Source organism: Prosthecobacter sp. (genome assembly GCF_049294395.1).
Taxonomy (GTDB): domain Bacteria; phylum Verrucomicrobiota; class Verrucomicrobiia; order Verrucomicrobiales; family Verrucomicrobiaceae; genus Prosthecobacter.
Window position 1 is genome coordinate 38,875 of sequence record NZ_JBAQCR010000217.1, and the last position, 16,122, is coordinate 54,996.

The following is a 16,122-nucleotide window of genomic DNA, read 5'->3' on the forward strand; positions in this document are numbered from 1 at the left end:
GCTCAGGCGCAAGGAGCCGTTTCAAAGTTCAGTGCTGTTTTTGGATGATGGCCTGCACGGAATTCAATCCAATCCCAGGTCTTCGATAAACTTTTTGTCCTCGCCGTACTTTTCTTCCTGCAGCCCAAGCTGATCGAGAATGATGTGTTTGACGAGCAAGGCGATGTCTCCCTGTGTCAAAGCCTGGCGCTCATCTTCGGTGAGGCGCAGCAGATGGTGGTGCGACATCCACTCAGACAAGTCCCCGAGTGTTTTGAGGTTGGAGGGAAAGTCCGTGCTCAGCCCGAACCAACGAAGACGTGGCCATGCTTTGACATCGAGCTGTTCTTTAAGCTGCCGCCACCGCTGCTGGCGCGAGCTCCGATCTGCAAAAACATCATCCAGTTTTTGATCTCTGCCGACCTCTCCATCCATGACGCCCAAACTTTGCAGAGCATGGGTTAGTTGTACCCATGCAGTCTCCTCTTTAGCCCGAATCACGACGGCGGGGCATCCCACTTTCGCATCCAGCTTCGCAGTGATGCAATCGATCACATCCCGAGGAGTACGCATCCTTTCAGCTTCCTGATCCGAGATCGAAATCTGAAAAACCTCCTCAAATGCCATCACAAGTTCAACGCTATCGAGACCCATGTCGTCTTTTGATCTTTGAGTGGTGCAGAGGCAAGCATTTCATTCAAAACTCCGTCCGCGTCACTTTGCCGTCGTTCTCGGATCGAAGCTCGATCCAATCAATCTCGACGGGCTGCTCCTGCATGGGCAGATAAAGACGCACGATGCCCAGAGGACCCATGGCGGGGATTTGAACAGTGATCTCCTGCCAGTCGCCGCCTATCAGGGTGAAGGGCGCGCGTTCAGCCTTGCCGCCACCGGGCAGCCAATCGAAGTGCGAGGTGCCGGGTTTGGCCTTGATGCGGAAGGTCGCGGTGCTGGGACCGCTGTGCTTGCCGGCACCGAAGCCGAGGAAGCATTCAAAGCCAATGTTCGTCACACGCACGATGCCGTCCTTCACCACCGCTTTGCAGTCGCGGGCCTTCCAGCCTTGCAGGGCGGGATCGCTGTCATCTTTGGCCGGTGCTTTCGCCCTGGCCTTCGGCTGCTGTTTGCCCTCAAGTTCAGGGTGGTATTGCTTGGGATCAAAAGCCGGATTCACCACCGGCACCACGGCATGCGTGTCCTTGAGAAAGGTTTCAATCAGCGCGTCCAGCTCCGCCACGAGTTCCGGTTTCTGCGTGGCGAGATTGTTCTTCTCGCCGAGATCGTCCTTCAAATTAAACAGCAGATGCCGATGAGCGCCGTTCTCACCGCCGTGAAAGATACGGATGAGCTTCCAGTCATCGCGATGCACAGACACCGCAGGCGGGAGCCAGTCCGGCACGGTGCCATAGTGCGGGAAGTACTGGAAGACCGCCTTGCCCGGCAGTTCGCCGCCTTTCAGCGCAGGCAGGATGCTACTGCCGTCAAAGCGTTGCTCAGGTGCTGACTTGATCGACAAACCTTCGAGCAGTGTGGGATAATAATCCTCACTCTGCACCAGTGCATCGTTGCGTGCCCCTGTCTTGGTGATGCCGGGCCAGACGACAATGCCCGGCACACGCGTGCCACCTTCAAACAAACAGGCCTTGCCACCGCGCAGCGGCGCATTGCTGGTGGGAGTCGTGTCGTCCACCTTGTCATACATGTTGCCACCATTGTCAGCGGTGAAAATGATGATGGTGTTGTCCGCGATTTTGAGGCGGTCCAGCGTATCCAGCAGTGTTCCCACAGCGTCGTCCATGCTCTCAACCATCGCGGCATACGTCGGGCTGTGCTGCGGATCAGCGGGATTCACGCGGCTGCGGTATTTCTCAATGAGCGCCTTCTTCGCATCAAACGGCGCGTGCACGCTGAACATCCAGTAGTTCAGGTAAAACGGCCCGCCCCTGTGCTGCTCTATGAATTTCACCGCCTCCTTCGCCATGCGGTCCTCGATGTGCTGGTCCGGCACGTCGGGATCCGCGTCAAAATCCGCAAACTTCCACGGCGCCACGTAGCTGCCAGCCGGTCCTGGTCCTGGATGATGCGGCACATCCACATCAAACCCCTGCTGCAAAGGGGAGAAAGGTTCCGGGCCAAGATGCCATTTGCCAAAATGCCCAGTGGCATAGCCCGCATCGTGCAGCGTCTCCGCCAGCGTTCGATACTCGGTCTTCAATCGTGTTGGCGGGCCCGGCTGCACCACCTTCTGATTCGGCGGCCCCTTCTTGGCCACCGTCGCCTCCATCACCACCTGCGGCATGTGGCAGTTGGGCACGGTGATGCCTGTTCGTGCCGGGCTCAGCCCCGTGAGAAGGGCTGAACGCGTAGGCGAACACAGTGGACTCGCCGAATACGCCCGCGTGAAGGTCATGCCACGCTTCGCCAGACGCTCCATATTCGGTGTCTGGTAAAACTTCGTCGTGCCGTAGAGCGTCGTATCACTCCAGCCGAGGTCATCGGCCAGGATGATGATCACATTGGGCTGCGCCGAAAATGACGCTGGCAGAGCGGCGAAAAGGGAAAGGAATGTGCTGAGGAGAAAAAGCTTCATGGTGCAGAGACGGCTTTCAAATGTGCCGCGAGTCGCTCGCGCATGCGGTTCATACGCTCAGCTTGCGCGGGTTGAGCAGCGAGGTTGTGAAGTTCGTCGGGGTCATTGCGGAGGTCGTAGAGCAGTTCGCCGCCGTTCTGCTCCCAGACGATGTAGCGGAAGGCATCTGTGCGCACGCTATGTCCGGTCAACTTCGTGTGCGGTGCCACCATTGTGCTGATGGCAGTCTGGCGGCTCTTGGCGGCGGGGTCATCGAGCATTGGCTTGAGACTGCGCCCTTGAAGATGCTTGGGCTTTGGCAGTCCGGCGAGATCGCAGAGTGTTGGGTAGATGTCGACCTGTTCCGCAAGTCCCGCACGTGATCCGGGCTTCACGCCGGGCGCGGCGATGAGCAGCGGGACGTGATTCGCACCTTCAAACAACGTCTGCTTCGCCCACAGGCCATGCTCCCCGAGTTGATAGCCATGGTCGCCGGTGAGGACGACGACGGTGTTATCCGTGAGTTTCAATTCATCGAGCCTGGCCAGCACACGGCCGATCTGCGAATCCACAAAGCTCGTGGCGGCCAGGTAGGCCTGCAGCGCATCACGGGCTTCGTCTTGCGTCGGGTCCACATAGCGAAAAACGTTGTTGTTGGGCCGCAGCGACGATTTGGGCAGGTGCGTGAGCACTTCTCCGTCTGCGCGATAAAACTGCGGCAGCGTGAGCTGGGTCTTGTCGATGGAGTCGAAGAACGCTTTCGGCGCCACATAGGGCGTGTGTGGCCGGATGAAGCCGACGGCGAGAAAAAACGGCTTCGCTTTGAATGCATCGAGTGTGGCGATGGCATCATCGGCGATCTGGTAGTCCGTGAAATCGGCCGCCGGTCGCGCTGAAGCAGCGAAAGTGCGGTTGTAGCCTTCACCCTTGGCCTTGGCGCGCGGCTTGTCATCAGGGTCGTTCTCTGCCTTGGCCTCGACGAGGATTTCGCTGTCTTTGTGCAGGGCGGGGCCAAGTTCCACATCCAGCTTCGTCTTCGGATCAGCCACATGGAAGACCTTGCCCACACGTCCGGTGACATAGCCGTGATCTTTGAAATGCTGCGGCAGCGTCACCACATTCGGCAGTGCTTTGCGCAGGCTCGTCGTGAGATCCATCACGCCCGTTTTCTCCGGATAGCAGCCAGTCAGAAACGAGCAGCGGGAGGGATTGCACAGCGCAAACTGCGTGTAGGCATGGTCGAATCGTACACCGCGTGCCGCCAGCGCATCCATGGCTGGTGTATGGACGTGCGTATTGCCGTAACAGGAGAGTGTGGTCGTCAGATCATCGACGATAATGAAGAGCACATTCGGCTGCGACGCATGGAGTGACGCGTTCAGTAAAAGGAGGATGAGCAGAAGCCGGTTCATGGATTTACTTCCTGTTTTGAAACTGCAGGGGCTTCACCGCCGCCTTCAAATAGGCATCATAGCGCTGCCGCAGTTCTTTGACTTTCTCGGGCTGTGCGGCGGCGAGGTCTTTGGTTTCACCGGGATCATCGCGCAAATTGAAGAGTTCCGCCTTGGGTTCGCTGCGCCTTTCTTTCTTTGTCTTCCTGCCGTCCTTTTTGCGTTCGCCGGTGGCCAGATCGACGGACGGCGTGACGCCGTCGTTGCCATTGAGGATCAGCTTCCAGTCGCCCATGCGGATGGCACCGTCATTTGCCGTGATGGCATTGAGCAGGATGTCCTCGTGCGGCGAGGGTTTGCCTTCGGTGAGCACAGGCATGATGTCGCGACCATCAAGCGGCAGCTTTTGCTCCAGACTGCCACCGGCGAGCTTCACAAAGGTGGGGAAGAGATCGACCATGTGAAGAGGTTCGGTGATGATGGTGCCGGGCTTGATGTGTCCCGGCCAAGCGGCGAGTGCGGGTGAGCGGATGCCGCCTTCGTACAGCGATGATTTGAAGGCCCGGTAGGGCAGATTGCGCCCCGGCGGCATACCGCCGTTGTCACTGCAGAAAACGATGAGCGTGTTTTCCCGCCGCCCCGTTTCATCGAGTGCGGCAAAGATCCTGCCGCAGCCTTCATCGACCGCCGTCATCGTGGCGGCCAGAGTGGCGCGCTGTTCGTTCATCGCGGGTTGATACGCGGCCGCGGCTTCCTTGCTGGGGGGCTGCAGCGGCCCATGCACGCCCGTGAAGGGTACATATAGGAAGAGCGGCTTGTCCTTCGGTTGTCGCCGGATCACTGCAGCGGCTTCATTGGCCTCCAGTGTGGTCGCATAGCCTTCCTCCACCACATCCTCGCCATTGCGCCGCCAGTCCAGCTCGCCGTTTTTGAAGTAGTTGTGATGCGTGAAGTAATCGATGCCCTCCAGATGACCCAGTGAGTGATCAAAGCCGCGCGCATTCGGCCAGTACGCCTTGTCAAAGTGGCCCACGTGCCACTTGCCGCAGATCGCCGTGGTGTAGCCGGCATCGTGCAGCGCATTGGCGACGGTGCGCTCGTCCAAGGGCATGCCGTATTTGGACTGCTGCCGCAGCACGTTCAGCTGCATGCCCGAGCGAATCGGATAGCGCCCCGTGAGGAAGGCCACGCGCGTCGGCGTGCACACCGGCAGCACATAGAAGTGCTCCAGCTTCGCGCCGTCTGCCGCAAGCTTGTCGAGGTTCGGTGTCCTGATGTCGCTGCCATGCCAGCCGACGTCCGCATTGCCCAGATCATCGGCGAGCAGGAAGACAATGTCCGGCGGACTGGCAGAAAAGAGCGCAGGACAAAAGGCAAGGAAGCAGAGCAAAATTCTTGTCATCGCGAAGCGGGTTGGAGGTCAATCGTGCGAAACTCAGTGTTGCCGGCTGGCAGGTGCAATCGCACGTGAATGACACGGCCTTTGCCAGGAATTTGAACTTCACGCGTCTGCCAGTCCTCGCTCGCTTTCACTTCAAACGGCGCGCGGTTCTTTGGGAGGAAGTCTTTGTCTCCATCCATGCGCCAAGCGATGGCACCCTGGCCGGACACAGCCGTTTTAAATGTCATCGTAGCCGTAACAGGTCCAGCGAGTTTAAGATGGCTGCGGGTGATGAAGGTGCCTTTGCCGGCTTTGTCCGGGGTCAGCACGAGCACACCGTTCTTCTCGATAAGACTGCCACCCCGGGCCAGCCAGCCGTGTGTGGCGCTGGTGTTGGGTTCGGCCTCATGTTTCGGTGCGGGTTTGCCTTCGAGGTAGAAATCAAAATAATCATTCCAAACGGGAGACATCGGGCCAAGTGCGAGTCCTGGCGGATTGAGTTCCGCGCACCAAGCCGTGAGCTTCGCGCGGAGGCGTGCGGCGATGTCGGGATGCTGTGAGGCGAGGGTGCGCTTCTCTTCCAGATCGGTGGCCAGATCATAGAGATACTCACGCTCCCCGCCGCGCAGGAGTTTCCAGTTCCCCTCGCGGATGGCGCTCTGGGCCATCCAGCGCCACATCAGCGCTTCATGTGGTGCTGTGGCGATCTCGCCTTTGAGATAAGGGATGAGGTTCACGCCATCAAGATCGCCTGGCTTCACGGCAATGTCCGCCATAGCTGCCGCCGTGGCGGCGACATCCAGCGCGCTCACGGAGTGCTCATAGGTCTGGCCACCGGGAATCGTGCCGGGCCATGCGATGAGAAACGGCACATGCATGCCGCCCTCGGCCAGCATGCCTTTTTCACCATTGAGCGGTGTGTTCAGGCTGCCATCCCAGCCGCCGGCATCGCCTTCCAGCGGTGAGTCGGTCTTGTGAATCTTGAGCGGTGCGCCGTTGTCGCCGATGAAGAAGATCAGCGTTTTTTCGGAGAGGCCGTTTTTCTTCAGCGTGCTCGTGACGAGCCCCACGCCATCATCCACCGCGGCCAGCATGCCCAGCGCGGCGCGGCGGCGCTCAGGCATCGCGCCGGGGAAGCGGTCTTTGTACGACTGCGGCGCATCCAGCGGCGTGTGTGGGGCGCGGAAGGCGATGTAAAGAAAGAAGGGCTGCTCCTTGTAGCGCTCGATGATCGCCGCCGCGGCCTTCGCACAGCCATCGACATGGTAAAGCGACGGCGGCAGGTCACCCATCGGCCTGTCTTTGCCCTCCAGCGTGATGTTGGCGGAGAACCTCTGCTGCCCGTGCTGCGAATACACATGCTTGAAACCATGCTTTGTGATCTCGCTTTGCGGGCCGAGGTGCCACTTGCCAAACTGCGCCGTGGTGTAGCCTGCGTTCTGCAGTCGCGTGGCGATGGTGGTCTCCTTGTTGAAGCCGTCCAGCGTGGAGCCGTTGTTGTCGAGATTGAAGCGTCCCTGAAACTTCCCCGTCATCAATCCGCCGCGCGAAGGCACGCACTGCGGCGCGGTGCTGTAACCGTTTTTAGCGATGACGCCGCTGCGCGCCAGCGCATCGAGATGTGGCGTTTTCACGTCCTTTTCAACACCACGAATGCCGAGATCAGCAAAGCCGTGATCATCCGTGTAGATGACGATGATGTTGGGTTTCGTCTCGGCATGAGAAGTGACTGCGAGACTGCCGAAACTCCAAAGACAGATGAGCAGGTGCTTCATGGGCGTTTTTTCTTCGGCTGTTCAATCAAGGCGGTGGCCTCGTGGCCCACCTGGCCGGGGATCACGGCGTCTTTGAGAAACTCGGCCAGGCGCGCACGCATGGTGGCAGTGCGTTCAGGCTCTTTGGCAGCAAGGTTTTCCTTTTCGCCAATGTCTGTTGCGAGGTTGTAGAGGGCAAGAGTTTCACCGGACTCAGCGTTCTTGGGCTTGCCCTTCTTACCTTTGCCCTTCCCTTTGGCACTACCTGCGGGGGTTTCTTCGCTGTCGGCATCGCTGCCGTTCATGACGAGCTTCCAGTCGCCCATGCGCAGTGCAGCCACAGTGGGAGACTGCACGCAGAGGATGGCATCGTGCGGAGAGGGGGCACCTTGCGTGAGCATGGGCCACACATCCTTGCCATCCAATGCAGTCTTTTGCTCCAGCGATCCACCAGCGAGCTTCACGAGGGTGGGATACCAATCCACGGTGTGCATGGGTTCCTTGAGACGTTTGCCTGCGGGGATGTGACCGGGCCAGTTGGCAAAGGCGCAGCCGCGCACGCCGCCTTCGTAAATGCTGCCTTTGAAGGCGCGCAGGGGTGTGTTGCTGCCGGGAGGCGGGCCGCCGTTGTCGGTGGAGAAGATGATGAGCGTGTTCTCACGCTGGCCGGTGGTTTCCAATGCGGCGACGATCTGTCCGATCGCCTCGTCCACGGCGGAGAGCATGCCGGCGAGTTTCTGGCGTGCACCTTTCAGCTCGACATAGGGCTTGAGGTACTCATCCGGCACTTCGTGCGGCGAGTGTACACCATTGAACGGGACGTAGAGGAAGAGGGGCTTGGTTTTGTCCTTCTCCGAGATGATGCGGCAGGCTTCGCGAGAGAGAAGATGAGTGGTGTAGCCTTCCTCTTTGATTTGTTTGCCGTCGCGATACCAGTCGAGATCCTGGCCGCGCAGGTGGGTGAAGTAGCCCAGCATGCCGAAGTAGTGGCCATAGTGATGGTCAAAGCCGCGTGCGGTGGGCAGGTAGGCGGGCTCGAATTCGCCGAGGTGCCATTTGCCGGTGATGGCGGTGGCGTAACCGGCATCGTGCAGCGCATTGGCCAGCGTGCGCTCAGCAAGGGGCAGGCCCCAGGTCGCATGCGGACGCACGATGGTGTAAACGCCTGTGTGCGTGGCGTAGCGACCCGTCATCAGCGCGGAACGCGTGGGCGAGCAGACGGGCTGCACATAGAGCGACTCCAGCACCGTGCCCCCCGCCGCGAGCTTGTCGATGTTCGGCGTGTGGATGTCTTTGCCGCCATTGAAGCCGCAGTCGGCGTAGCCGAGATCGTCGATGAGCAGGAAGACGATGTTGGGCTGTTTCTCTGCAGCGAATGACGATGCCAAAAGGAGCAACGACGAAAAGAGGAGTGTGATGATTTTCATGGGAGGAGAATAAAAATGCGCAGTCATTTGGCCTTCTTCTTTTTGCCAGCGCCGGGATCGACCATGGTGACGGGTTCGCCGATCAGCAGCGGCTTGCCGAAAACGGTCTGCTTGTCTCCCTGCTGCTGCATCCAGGTGTCCACGTCGGTGCGCATTTCACACAGGCGCCCAGCCTGTGCGGGGTCAGCGGCGAGGTTGTGCAGTTCAAGGGGATCGTTCTTCAAATCGTAAAGCTCTTCCGCCGGACGCACGGAGTAGCGTTTCAAGACAGCCGCTGCCGCAGGATTGCTTTCGGCCGCAGTGAGCCAGCTCTGCCAGTAGTTGAACCCGCTGGTCACGTTGCTGGAACGCGAGATGTGAGTGTGATGCTGAAACTCGGGATGCAGATTGCGGATGTATTTCCAATCACGGGTGCGAACGCTGCGGATGGGATAGACATTGAAGTCGCCATCGCCGCTGTGGGTGGTGAAGATTTTTTCCCGGTGCGTCGTGGCTGTGCCGCGCAGAACATTGGCAAAGGATTTGCCATCGATGCCCTCCGGCACGGTGCCGCCGCCGAGTTCGATGAAAGTGGGCAGCAGGTCCGGCCAGGAAATCATGGCGTCATTGGTCGAGGCGGGCTGCAAATGGCCGGGCCATGCGGCAATGAAGGGGATGCGGATGCCGGCATCGTAGAGGTTCCATTTGGCGAAGGGCCACTGCGCACCGTGGTCGGCGGTGTAGATGAAGAGCGTGTCTCCCGGCACCTTGTCCTTGGCCAGCGCGCGAAGTTCCCCCAGCAGAGTGTCGGCACGCGTGATGTCCGAGCAGTAGCGGGCGCGTTGTTCGCGGGTGCCTGCTGTGTCCACATGCGTGGGTGGCAGTTTTAGCTTGGAAGCATCGTAGCCTGCATTCTCCCCCCAGGGCACATGCGGATGATGGGTGCCAAAGAAGAGGCAGAGCGGTTTCGATGCATCGCGGTTGGCCAGGAATTTGCCGACTTCCACGGTGTCGATGTCGCCCTGCTGCTGGCCGCCCAGAACATCGAAGCCGTGATCCTTGCCGTAGTTTCCATGGGCCACCTTGCCAAAGGCCGCCACCTCATAGCCCAACGCGTGAAGCACCGGAGGTGGCGAGCGCACATCAGGATTCTTCGCCTTGTGATTTGGCTCCGCGCCATTGCGTGCCGGCCAAAGTCCGGTGCAGAGCGTGGTGCGGCTCGGCCCGCAGGCTGGCGAGGCAACAAAAGCGTGGGTGAACTTCATGCCCTCGGCGGCCAGCTTGGCCATGTTCGGCGTGCGAATGTCCGTGGACCCGTAGGGCTCGGAGTCCAGCATGCTGTGATCATCCGAGATGAAGACGACGATGTTTGGCTTTTCAGCGCCAAAAAGCGGCAGGCTCAGGAAAGCCGCAGCGAACAATGTCAGGGTCAGGTTGGACATGAGCCGGTAACGAAAGATTTTGAGGCAACATCTCAACAAATGCGCATCAGGGTGCCGCCTGCTTTTTCTTCTTCGCCTTTTTTGGTGCTACGGTTTCTTGCTTCGCGTTTGGATCAAAGTTCGGATTGGGCGTCGGCATCAGTGCGCCAACTTCTTTGCGCCAGGCGATGAGCTTCGCATGCAGCTCTTTCACCTTCTCAGGCTGTGCAGAGGCCAGATTGTTCTTTTCGCCGATGTCCTGCGGGATGTTGTAAAGCTCCAGCGCGCCGTCCTCATGCCACTCGATGAGTTTCCAGTCGCCATCGCGGATGGTGGTGCATGGCGGGCCGCCTTGATTGGCATAGTGCGGATAGTGCCAGAAGAGCGGCTTGCCACGAGCGGCGGACTCGCCTTTCAGCAAGGGTAGGAAACTAACGCCATCGAGATGCTGCTCGGGTTTCAACGGCTGGCCTCCAAGTTGCAGCAGAGTGGGATAAAAATCGGTGCTGATGACGGGTGAGTCGCAGGTTGTGTCCGGCTTGGTCACGCCGGGAGCCACGACGATCATCGGCTCGCGCACGCCGCCTTCATAGGGCCAGCCTTTGCCGGCACGCAGCGGCAGATTCGAGGTGGGATGTCCCTCCGCAGTGGCGAGGCCGCCGTTGTCAGACATGAAGACGACGATTGTTTTCTCCATGAGTCCGTTCTTCTCCAGAGTGGTGAGCACGCGGCCAATGGCCGTGTCAAACTGCTCCAGCATCGCGGCATAGACCGGATTGTTCTGCACGAGGCGCACCTGATTCGCCCGCTCCTGGCCCCAGGCATCCGCAGGTGCCTGTTTCGCCTTTTCCTGCCACTTCGCTACGAGGTCGGCGCGTGCGCCGATGGGCACATGCGGTGCGTTGTAGGGCAGGTAGGCGTAGAAGGGCTTTTCTTTGTTGGCCTCGATGAACTTCACCGCCGCATCGGTGATGCTGTCGGTGTTCTTCGGATCGTCCTGCTTTTTGCCCTTGCCACCCTTCGGCCCGGTGCCCTCGCTTTCGTCGTGAGTGAAGCCTTGGTCACGCGGCATGAAGCCCGCGCCGCCCAGGTGCCACTTGCCTGCAAAGAACGTCTCATAACCCGCATCGCGCAGAGATTCCGCAATGGTGACCTCCGCCAGCGGCAGCTGACCTGCATTCGGCGCTGGCAGCAGTTTGCCCGCACGACCTCCAGGAATGAAATTGGTGATGCCAAAGCGCGGCGGATACTTCCCGGTCATGAGACTGCCTCGCGTGGGCGAGCACACGCAGCAGGCTGCATAGCCCTGCGTGAACTTCATCCCGCGCTTCGCCAGCCCGTCGATGTTCGGCGTTTCATAAAACGTCTTCGGGTTGAATGCGCCGATGTCCATCTGACCAAGATCATCGGCCAGGATGAAGACGATGTTGGGTTTTGTCTCCGCGAAGAGGGAAGTGGCAAAGGTGAACGCAAGCAGGGCGAGGAGCGGGGCTTTCATGGTTTGGAGAGATGTGAAAGAAACAAAAATGATCTTCAAGGCAGCGACGGCAGAATCATGGTGTTGTCCTGGGTGTCTGTGTGCCATTGTTTGAGGGCGGCATAGAGACGTTCGAGGTGCGCGCGCTGCGTGGGATCTGGAGCCAGGTTGTGGAGTTCGTCGGGATCGCTTTGGAGATCGTAGAGCTCGATCAGCGGGGGTATTCCTCCCAGGGCGTGCGGGTCCATTTCCTGCAGGATGCGATAGGCTTCGGGAAACTGGGCTTTGACGCGCACGGTCTCGCCGTAGATGCGATTGATCCAGGGTTTCATGTCACGGAGGTCGGCATTGATGACCTTGGGCTCATCGAGATGGCTGCGGACGATGAGCTGATGAGTGGCGTCGATCACACTGCGCTCCTCCATGCCGCGCTGCTGGTTCAAGGAGCGGCCGGAGACCTCACTGAAGATGAAGTCATGGCCTTTGGCGTCTGGCTTGGCTTCAAGCAGGGGTCTGAGGCTGATGCCGTGGAGTGGTGAATCATACTGAATTCCGAGCAGATCCAGCAGGGTGGGCAAGAGGTCGAGCTCACTGACCAATGCATCGCTCACGAGCGGTTTGCATCGGGGAAGGCGAATGACGAGCGGAATGTGCAGGCCCAGATGAAATGGTGTCATCTTGCCATGCTGGTAGGCCGGGCCGTGATCGCCCATGAAGATGACGAGGGTGTTTGCTTCCTGACCGGACTCCCGCAGCGTGGCCATGACCTCGCCAACGACCTGGTCGTTGTGCTGCACACCATCGAGATACTCGGCCCAGTCACGGCGTGCGACGGTTGTGTCCGGCAGATGCGCGGGCAGTTTCACCTTTGCGGGGTCGATGGTGATGGGCTGCTTCTCGCTGTTCACAAAGGGCCGATGCGTAAAGGTCGTGCTGTTGTGAAGCAGGAACCACGGCCTGCCTGCGGAGCGTTTGATGACTGCGGTGAGGGCTTGCTTGGAGCCAGCCTTCGGGATGAAGTCATTGTAGGGAAAGCGTTCATTCGGAGCGATGTGGAGCTTTCCGCACACTGCGGTGTGATAGCCCTGCGCAGCGAGCACCTCGACCATCGTCTTGCCCTGGGAACGGATGCGGGTGTGCAGGTAGGGCGGAGCTTTTTTCTCTGCCTCCGTGAGTTTGGAGGCAGGCTTGAAGAAGTTGTTGGTGTTGTTGATCAGGCCGTTCGTGTGCGAGTGCAGGCCGGTCATGATGCAGGCCTTTGATGCTGAACAGACGGGGTATCCCACATAGGCTCGGCGAAACAACGCACCGCTGGCTGCCAGCGCATCCATGTGAGGCGTTTTGACATCCGTCGTGCCCAGAGCGCCCATGTGCGCGCCTTGATCCTCGGTGAGAATGAAGAGGATATTCGGACGCTGCTCCGCCGCGAATGACGAGAGCACGCTGAAGAATGACAAAACAAGAATGGCCGGGACGCGATGCATGGTGGGTGGTGCGCGTGTAACGAAGGGCTCTGTCATGACATCTCAGCAAAAACTGTGTCGGATTCAGCATGCAGGCTTGTCATTCAAAGAGCGGCATTTTAGTTTTTCGCGCCATGACCTCGAAATCGACCGCCGGTTCCTCGACTGCTGCTGCCACCAAGCAGTCCGCTGAATATGCCATCTACAAACCCAACGGCCGCGGCACCGGGGGTGTGATTCGTTTCGAGTTCAATCGCAGCAAGGGCGCTGTGTTTGTGGACGCGGCGTCGCAGAGCGGGGAGAAGCAGTTCGACTGGGAGCAAAAGATCACCATGAAATGGGGGCTTTCGGACCTTGGCGCTGTGCTGGCGACGCTGCAGGGGCGGCAGGAACAGGCGAAGCTTTTCCATCAGTCTGAGAAGGCCAACAGCGCCTTTGAGCTGACCTTCCGCGATGATCCGCAGAAGGCACCGTACTTCATGAGCATGTCACGCCAGGACGCGTCGTCGAAAAGCGTGAAGAAGGTGACGATTCCCGTCACGCATGCCGAGGCGGTGATTCTCGAAACCGCGCTGCGGGCTGCGATCACGCGGCTGATCGGGTGGTGAGTTTCTAGAGCGCCTCCAATTTCACCGTCAGCGAGTTGTAGCCGAGGGTGCGGTCGAATTTGGCTTCATGTTCGACACGTTCTACGGCTTTGAGAATGGTGATGCTCTTCACGCGTTCGCAGCACAGACGCAGCAGGGTGCGGAGGATGAGGCGGGCATGGGGAGCGCCGAGGCAGAGATGGGTGCCGAAGCCGAAGGAGAGATGCGGGTTGGGTTTGCGGTCGAGGCGGACTTCCTCGGGTGCCGGGAAGGCGCTGGCGTCGAAATTGGCGGAGGCCCAGGCGAGGGAGATGCGGTCGCCGGCTTTGACGGTGATGCCATTCACATCCGTGTCTGCGGGACAGACGCGGCCGATGTGCGTGAGCGGCATGAAGACACGGAAGAACTCCTCGCTGGCGAGGGTGATGCGTTTGGGATCTTCGCGCAGAAATTCCAGGGCTTCGGGATGTTCGGCCAGATAACCCAGAGCGCAGGAGATGGTATGGATGATGGTGTCACGTCCGCCGGCGAAGGCGAGATTCGCAAAGCCCATCATCTCTTCACGCGTGAGCTTGCGGCCGCGGTACTCCGCCTGCGTGAGCGCGCTGAAGAAGTCTGCGCCGGGATTAGCCTCAGCGCGGTCGAACTGCGCGTGGAGGTAATCCTCCAGCACATTGCCCTTTTTAAACTCACCGCCGGTGACTTTGAAGACATGAATGCCCCAGCCGATCCAGGTTTCGCCTTCGGATGCTGGCACGTTGAGCAGGTGGGTCAGGGCGCGTGACTGGATGGGCAGCGCGAACTCGTTGACGATCTCAATCGAGTCGCGGTTCAGCGCCTGCGTGAGCATGCCGTCCATCAATGCCTCCACCTGCGCGATCATCGCGGGATCTTTGGAGCGTTGGAAAAACGGCTCCACGATGGCGCGGTAGTCGGTGTGCTCCGGCGGATTGGTCTCGATGGGAAGCTGACGCATGGTGCGCACTGCCTCCTCCGAAGGGATCGGCACACGGAAGGGCGCGTCCGAGCTGAAGGTCTGCCAGTCTTTGGCGGCCTTGCGCACGTCTTCGTGGCGCAGGATCATGGTGATGTCTTCGCCATGAAAGGGGCACTTTAGCACGCCAGTGGTGGTGCGGACTTCGCGGAAAGGATCGGAGAAAGCGGGCATAGGAGGAGATGAACCAAACGCTGAATGCAGGAAGCTTACAGCGCAAGGTTTGCTCTTTGTAGGATGATGCCTGCGGCCTGTGTTAAGGCCGTTTGCTCACTTCTTTTTCGCTCTCCCGGCTTTTGCCGCAGGCTTCTGCGGTGCGGTGGGATCTTCGTTGATGGCACCATGCCACTGCGGCGCGATGTTTTTGGCATTCCATTCGTCCCAGGCTTTGGCCAGTTTGGTGACGAGCTCGGGCTTCGCAGCGGCGAGGTCGTGCTGTTCGCCGATGTCGGTGCTCAGATCGTAGAGCTGCCAGCCGGACTGGGTTTTGGCCTCCATGTCGCGCACATCGACGAGTTTCCAGTTTCCCTGGCGGATGGCCTTCTGCGGACCGAAACGCCAGGCGAGGGTGTCATGTGGAGCGGTGGTGATTTCACCTTTGAGATAGGGCAGGAGATTCACGCCTTCGACGCTGTCGGGCTGCGGTGCTCCGGTGACGGCGCAGGCCGTGGGCAGGATGTCCATGGCGCTGACCGGTTGGTCGTAGGTTTTGCCAGCGGGCAGCTTGCCGGACCAGCTCACAAAGAATGGCACGCGGATGCCGCCTTCGAGCGTCTGGCCTTTGTCGCCGCGCAGCGGGGTGTTGAGGCCGGTGTTGTAGGCAAAGAAGGGTTTCCTGCCGGAGCCGCCATTGTCGCTGAAGAAGAACACGAGGGTGTTCGGGTGTTTCGCTTTGAGTTCGGCACTAATGCGTCCGATGTCGTCGTCAAGCCCCAGCAGGAGCGAGAGATACCCTCGGCGATTCGGATCGGTGACATCGGCGGGAATGCGGTCCTTGAGTTTGTCGGCGATCTCCAGCGGTGTGTGCACGGCGTTGTAGGCAAGGTAGAGGAACCAGGGCTTGGCCGCGTTGCGGTTCATGAAGCCGAGCGCTTCATTCGTGAACAGGTCCGTCGTGTAGCCGTCGAGGTGCTGCAGCTCGCGGCCGCGATAGATCATGTTGTGCGAATGCGCGGAGCCGAACTCGGGCTCGGCGTCCTTGTGCAGCAGGAAGTTGTGCCCGCCGACGAGGAAGCCAAGGAATTCATCGAAGCCACGCGACAGCGGATGATGCGCGACATCAAAGCCCTGATGCCATTTGCCGATGAGTGATGTGGCGTAGCCGGCATCGTGCAGCACGTTGGCGATGGTGCGCTGATCCAGCGGCAGGCCGAGTTTGGCCTCATCACCGACATGCGGATTGAACTCATGGCCGAAGCGTGTCTGCGACTTGCCCGTGAGAAACCCCGCACGTGAGGGACTGCAATATGGCGCAGTGACGTATCCATTCGTGCAGCGCACGCCGCTGGCGGCGAGGGCATCGATGTTCGGAGTTGGCACCACTTTGCCGCCATGAACGCCGATGTCCGCGTAACCTAGGCAGTGTTTTAAAACTTCTTGAAAGGCTGCATCCAATCGATGACGGCGGCAAAAGCCAACAGAGAGGTGAAGTGCAAGGCAAGTTTATCGCGGCGCAATGACAAGCAGGCCCAAAGCTTGAT

The 16,122-nt window shown here is 59.7% G+C and carries 12 protein-coding genes; 1 reads left to right on the forward strand and 11 read right to left on the reverse strand.

Annotated features, from left to right (window positions below):
* Positions 1 to 63: 63 nt before the first annotated feature.
* Genes WAW39_RS15030 through WAW39_RS15070 form a run of 9 tightly spaced genes read right to left on the reverse strand, consistent with a single transcriptional unit; the run spans position 64 to position 12,862 of the window.
* Positions 64 to 633, reverse strand: a complete 570-nt coding sequence (locus tag WAW39_RS15030; protein ID WP_422320017.1) for a hypothetical protein — start codon at positions 631 to 633, stop codon at positions 64 to 66.
* A 43-nt stretch (positions 634 to 676) separates the two neighbouring features.
* Positions 677 to 2,569 carry a sulfatase gene (locus tag WAW39_RS15035; protein WP_422320018.1) on the reverse strand — a complete coding sequence of 631 codons (1,893 nt, stop codon included), beginning with the start codon at positions 2,567 to 2,569 and terminating at the stop codon, positions 677 to 679.
* Positions 2,566 to 3,960 carry a sulfatase gene (locus WAW39_RS15040; protein WP_422320019.1) on the reverse strand — a complete coding sequence of 465 codons (1,395 nt, stop codon included), beginning with the start codon at positions 3,958 to 3,960 and terminating at the stop codon, positions 2,566 to 2,568. Before WAW39_RS15040 ends, WAW39_RS15035 begins: the two co-directional genes overlap by 4 nt.
* A gap of 4 nt (positions 3,961 to 3,964) precedes the next feature.
* Entirely contained in the window at positions 3,965 to 5,341 is a 1,377-nt protein-coding gene (locus WAW39_RS15045; protein ID WP_422320020.1) for an arylsulfatase B, read from the reverse strand.
* A complete protein-coding gene (locus tag WAW39_RS15050; RefSeq protein WP_422320021.1) occupies positions 5,338 to 7,095 on the reverse strand; it encodes a sulfatase in 1,758 nt (585 codons plus the stop codon). The genes WAW39_RS15045 and WAW39_RS15050 overlap by 4 nt, the downstream gene beginning before the upstream one ends.
* Entirely contained in the window at positions 7,092 to 8,501 is a 1,410-nt protein-coding gene (locus WAW39_RS15055; RefSeq protein WP_422320022.1) for an arylsulfatase, read from the reverse strand. Before WAW39_RS15055 ends, WAW39_RS15050 begins: the two co-directional genes overlap by 4 nt.
* A 23-nt stretch (positions 8,502 to 8,524) precedes the next feature.
* A complete protein-coding gene (locus tag WAW39_RS15060) occupies positions 8,525 to 9,922 on the reverse strand; it encodes a sulfatase (protein WP_422320023.1) in 1,398 nt (465 codons plus the stop codon).
* Between the two features lie 46 nt (positions 9,923 to 9,968).
* Complete coding sequence (locus tag WAW39_RS15065) at positions 9,969 to 11,399, reverse strand: sulfatase (RefSeq protein WP_422320024.1); 1,431 nt, start codon at positions 11,397 to 11,399, stop codon at positions 9,969 to 9,971.
* Between the two features lie 35 nt (positions 11,400 to 11,434).
* Positions 11,435 to 12,862, reverse strand: a complete 1,428-nt coding sequence (locus WAW39_RS15070; RefSeq protein WP_422320025.1) for a sulfatase-like hydrolase/transferase — start codon at positions 12,860 to 12,862, stop codon at positions 11,435 to 11,437.
* Positions 12,863 to 12,975: 113 nt separating this feature from the next.
* On the opposite strand from WAW39_RS15070, the gene WAW39_RS15075 reads away from it, so the two are divergent.
* Positions 12,976 to 13,449, forward strand: a complete 474-nt coding sequence (locus tag WAW39_RS15075) for a hypothetical protein (protein WP_422320026.1) — start codon at positions 12,976 to 12,978, stop codon at positions 13,447 to 13,449.
* 4 nt (positions 13,450 to 13,453) lie between these two features.
* Here WAW39_RS15075 and WAW39_RS15080 read toward each other — a convergent pair whose 3' ends face one another.
* On the reverse strand, positions 13,454 to 14,596 hold the full coding sequence (locus WAW39_RS15080) for a cytochrome P450 (RefSeq protein WP_422320027.1): 1,143 nt from the start codon (positions 14,594 to 14,596) through the stop codon (positions 13,454 to 13,456).
* A 96-nt stretch (positions 14,597 to 14,692) separates the two neighbouring features.
* A complete protein-coding gene (locus tag WAW39_RS15085) occupies positions 14,693 to 16,036 on the reverse strand; it encodes a sulfatase (protein ID WP_422320028.1) in 1,344 nt (447 codons plus the stop codon).
* Positions 16,037 to 16,122: the final 86 nt, after the last annotated feature.

Coding starts and splice junctions, on each gene's coding strand:
- WAW39_RS15065 (WP_422320024.1), bottom strand. CDS start 11,399: ATGAAAGCCCCGCTCCTCGCCCTGCTTGCGTTCACCTTTGCCACTTCC.
- WAW39_RS15030 (WP_422320017.1), bottom strand. CDS start 633: ATGGGTCTCGATAGCGTTGAACTTGTGATGGCATTTGAGGAGGTTTTT.
- WAW39_RS15075 (WP_422320026.1), top strand. CDS start 12,976: ATGACCTCGAAATCGACCGCCGGTTCCTCGACTGCTGCTGCCACCAAG.
- WAW39_RS15055 (WP_422320022.1), bottom strand. CDS start 8,501: ATGAAAATCATCACACTCCTCTTTTCGTCGTTGCTCCTTTTGGCATCG.
- WAW39_RS15045 (WP_422320020.1), bottom strand. CDS start 5,341: ATGACAAGAATTTTGCTCTGCTTCCTTGCCTTTTGTCCTGCGCTCTTT.
- WAW39_RS15035 (WP_422320018.1), bottom strand. CDS start 2,569: ATGAAGCTTTTTCTCCTCAGCACATTCCTTTCCCTTTTCGCCGCTCTG.
- WAW39_RS15060 (WP_422320023.1), bottom strand. CDS start 9,922: ATGTCCAACCTGACCCTGACATTGTTCGCTGCGGCTTTCCTGAGCCTG.
- WAW39_RS15080 (WP_422320027.1), bottom strand. CDS start 14,596: ATGCCCGCTTTCTCCGATCCTTTCCGCGAAGTCCGCACCACCACTGGC.
- WAW39_RS15040 (WP_422320019.1), bottom strand. CDS start 3,960: ATGAACCGGCTTCTGCTCATCCTCCTTTTACTGAACGCGTCACTCCAT.
- WAW39_RS15070 (WP_422320025.1), bottom strand. CDS start 12,862: ATGCATCGCGTCCCGGCCATTCTTGTTTTGTCATTCTTCAGCGTGCTC.
- WAW39_RS15050 (WP_422320021.1), bottom strand. CDS start 7,095: ATGAAGCACCTGCTCATCTGTCTTTGGAGTTTCGGCAGTCTCGCAGTC.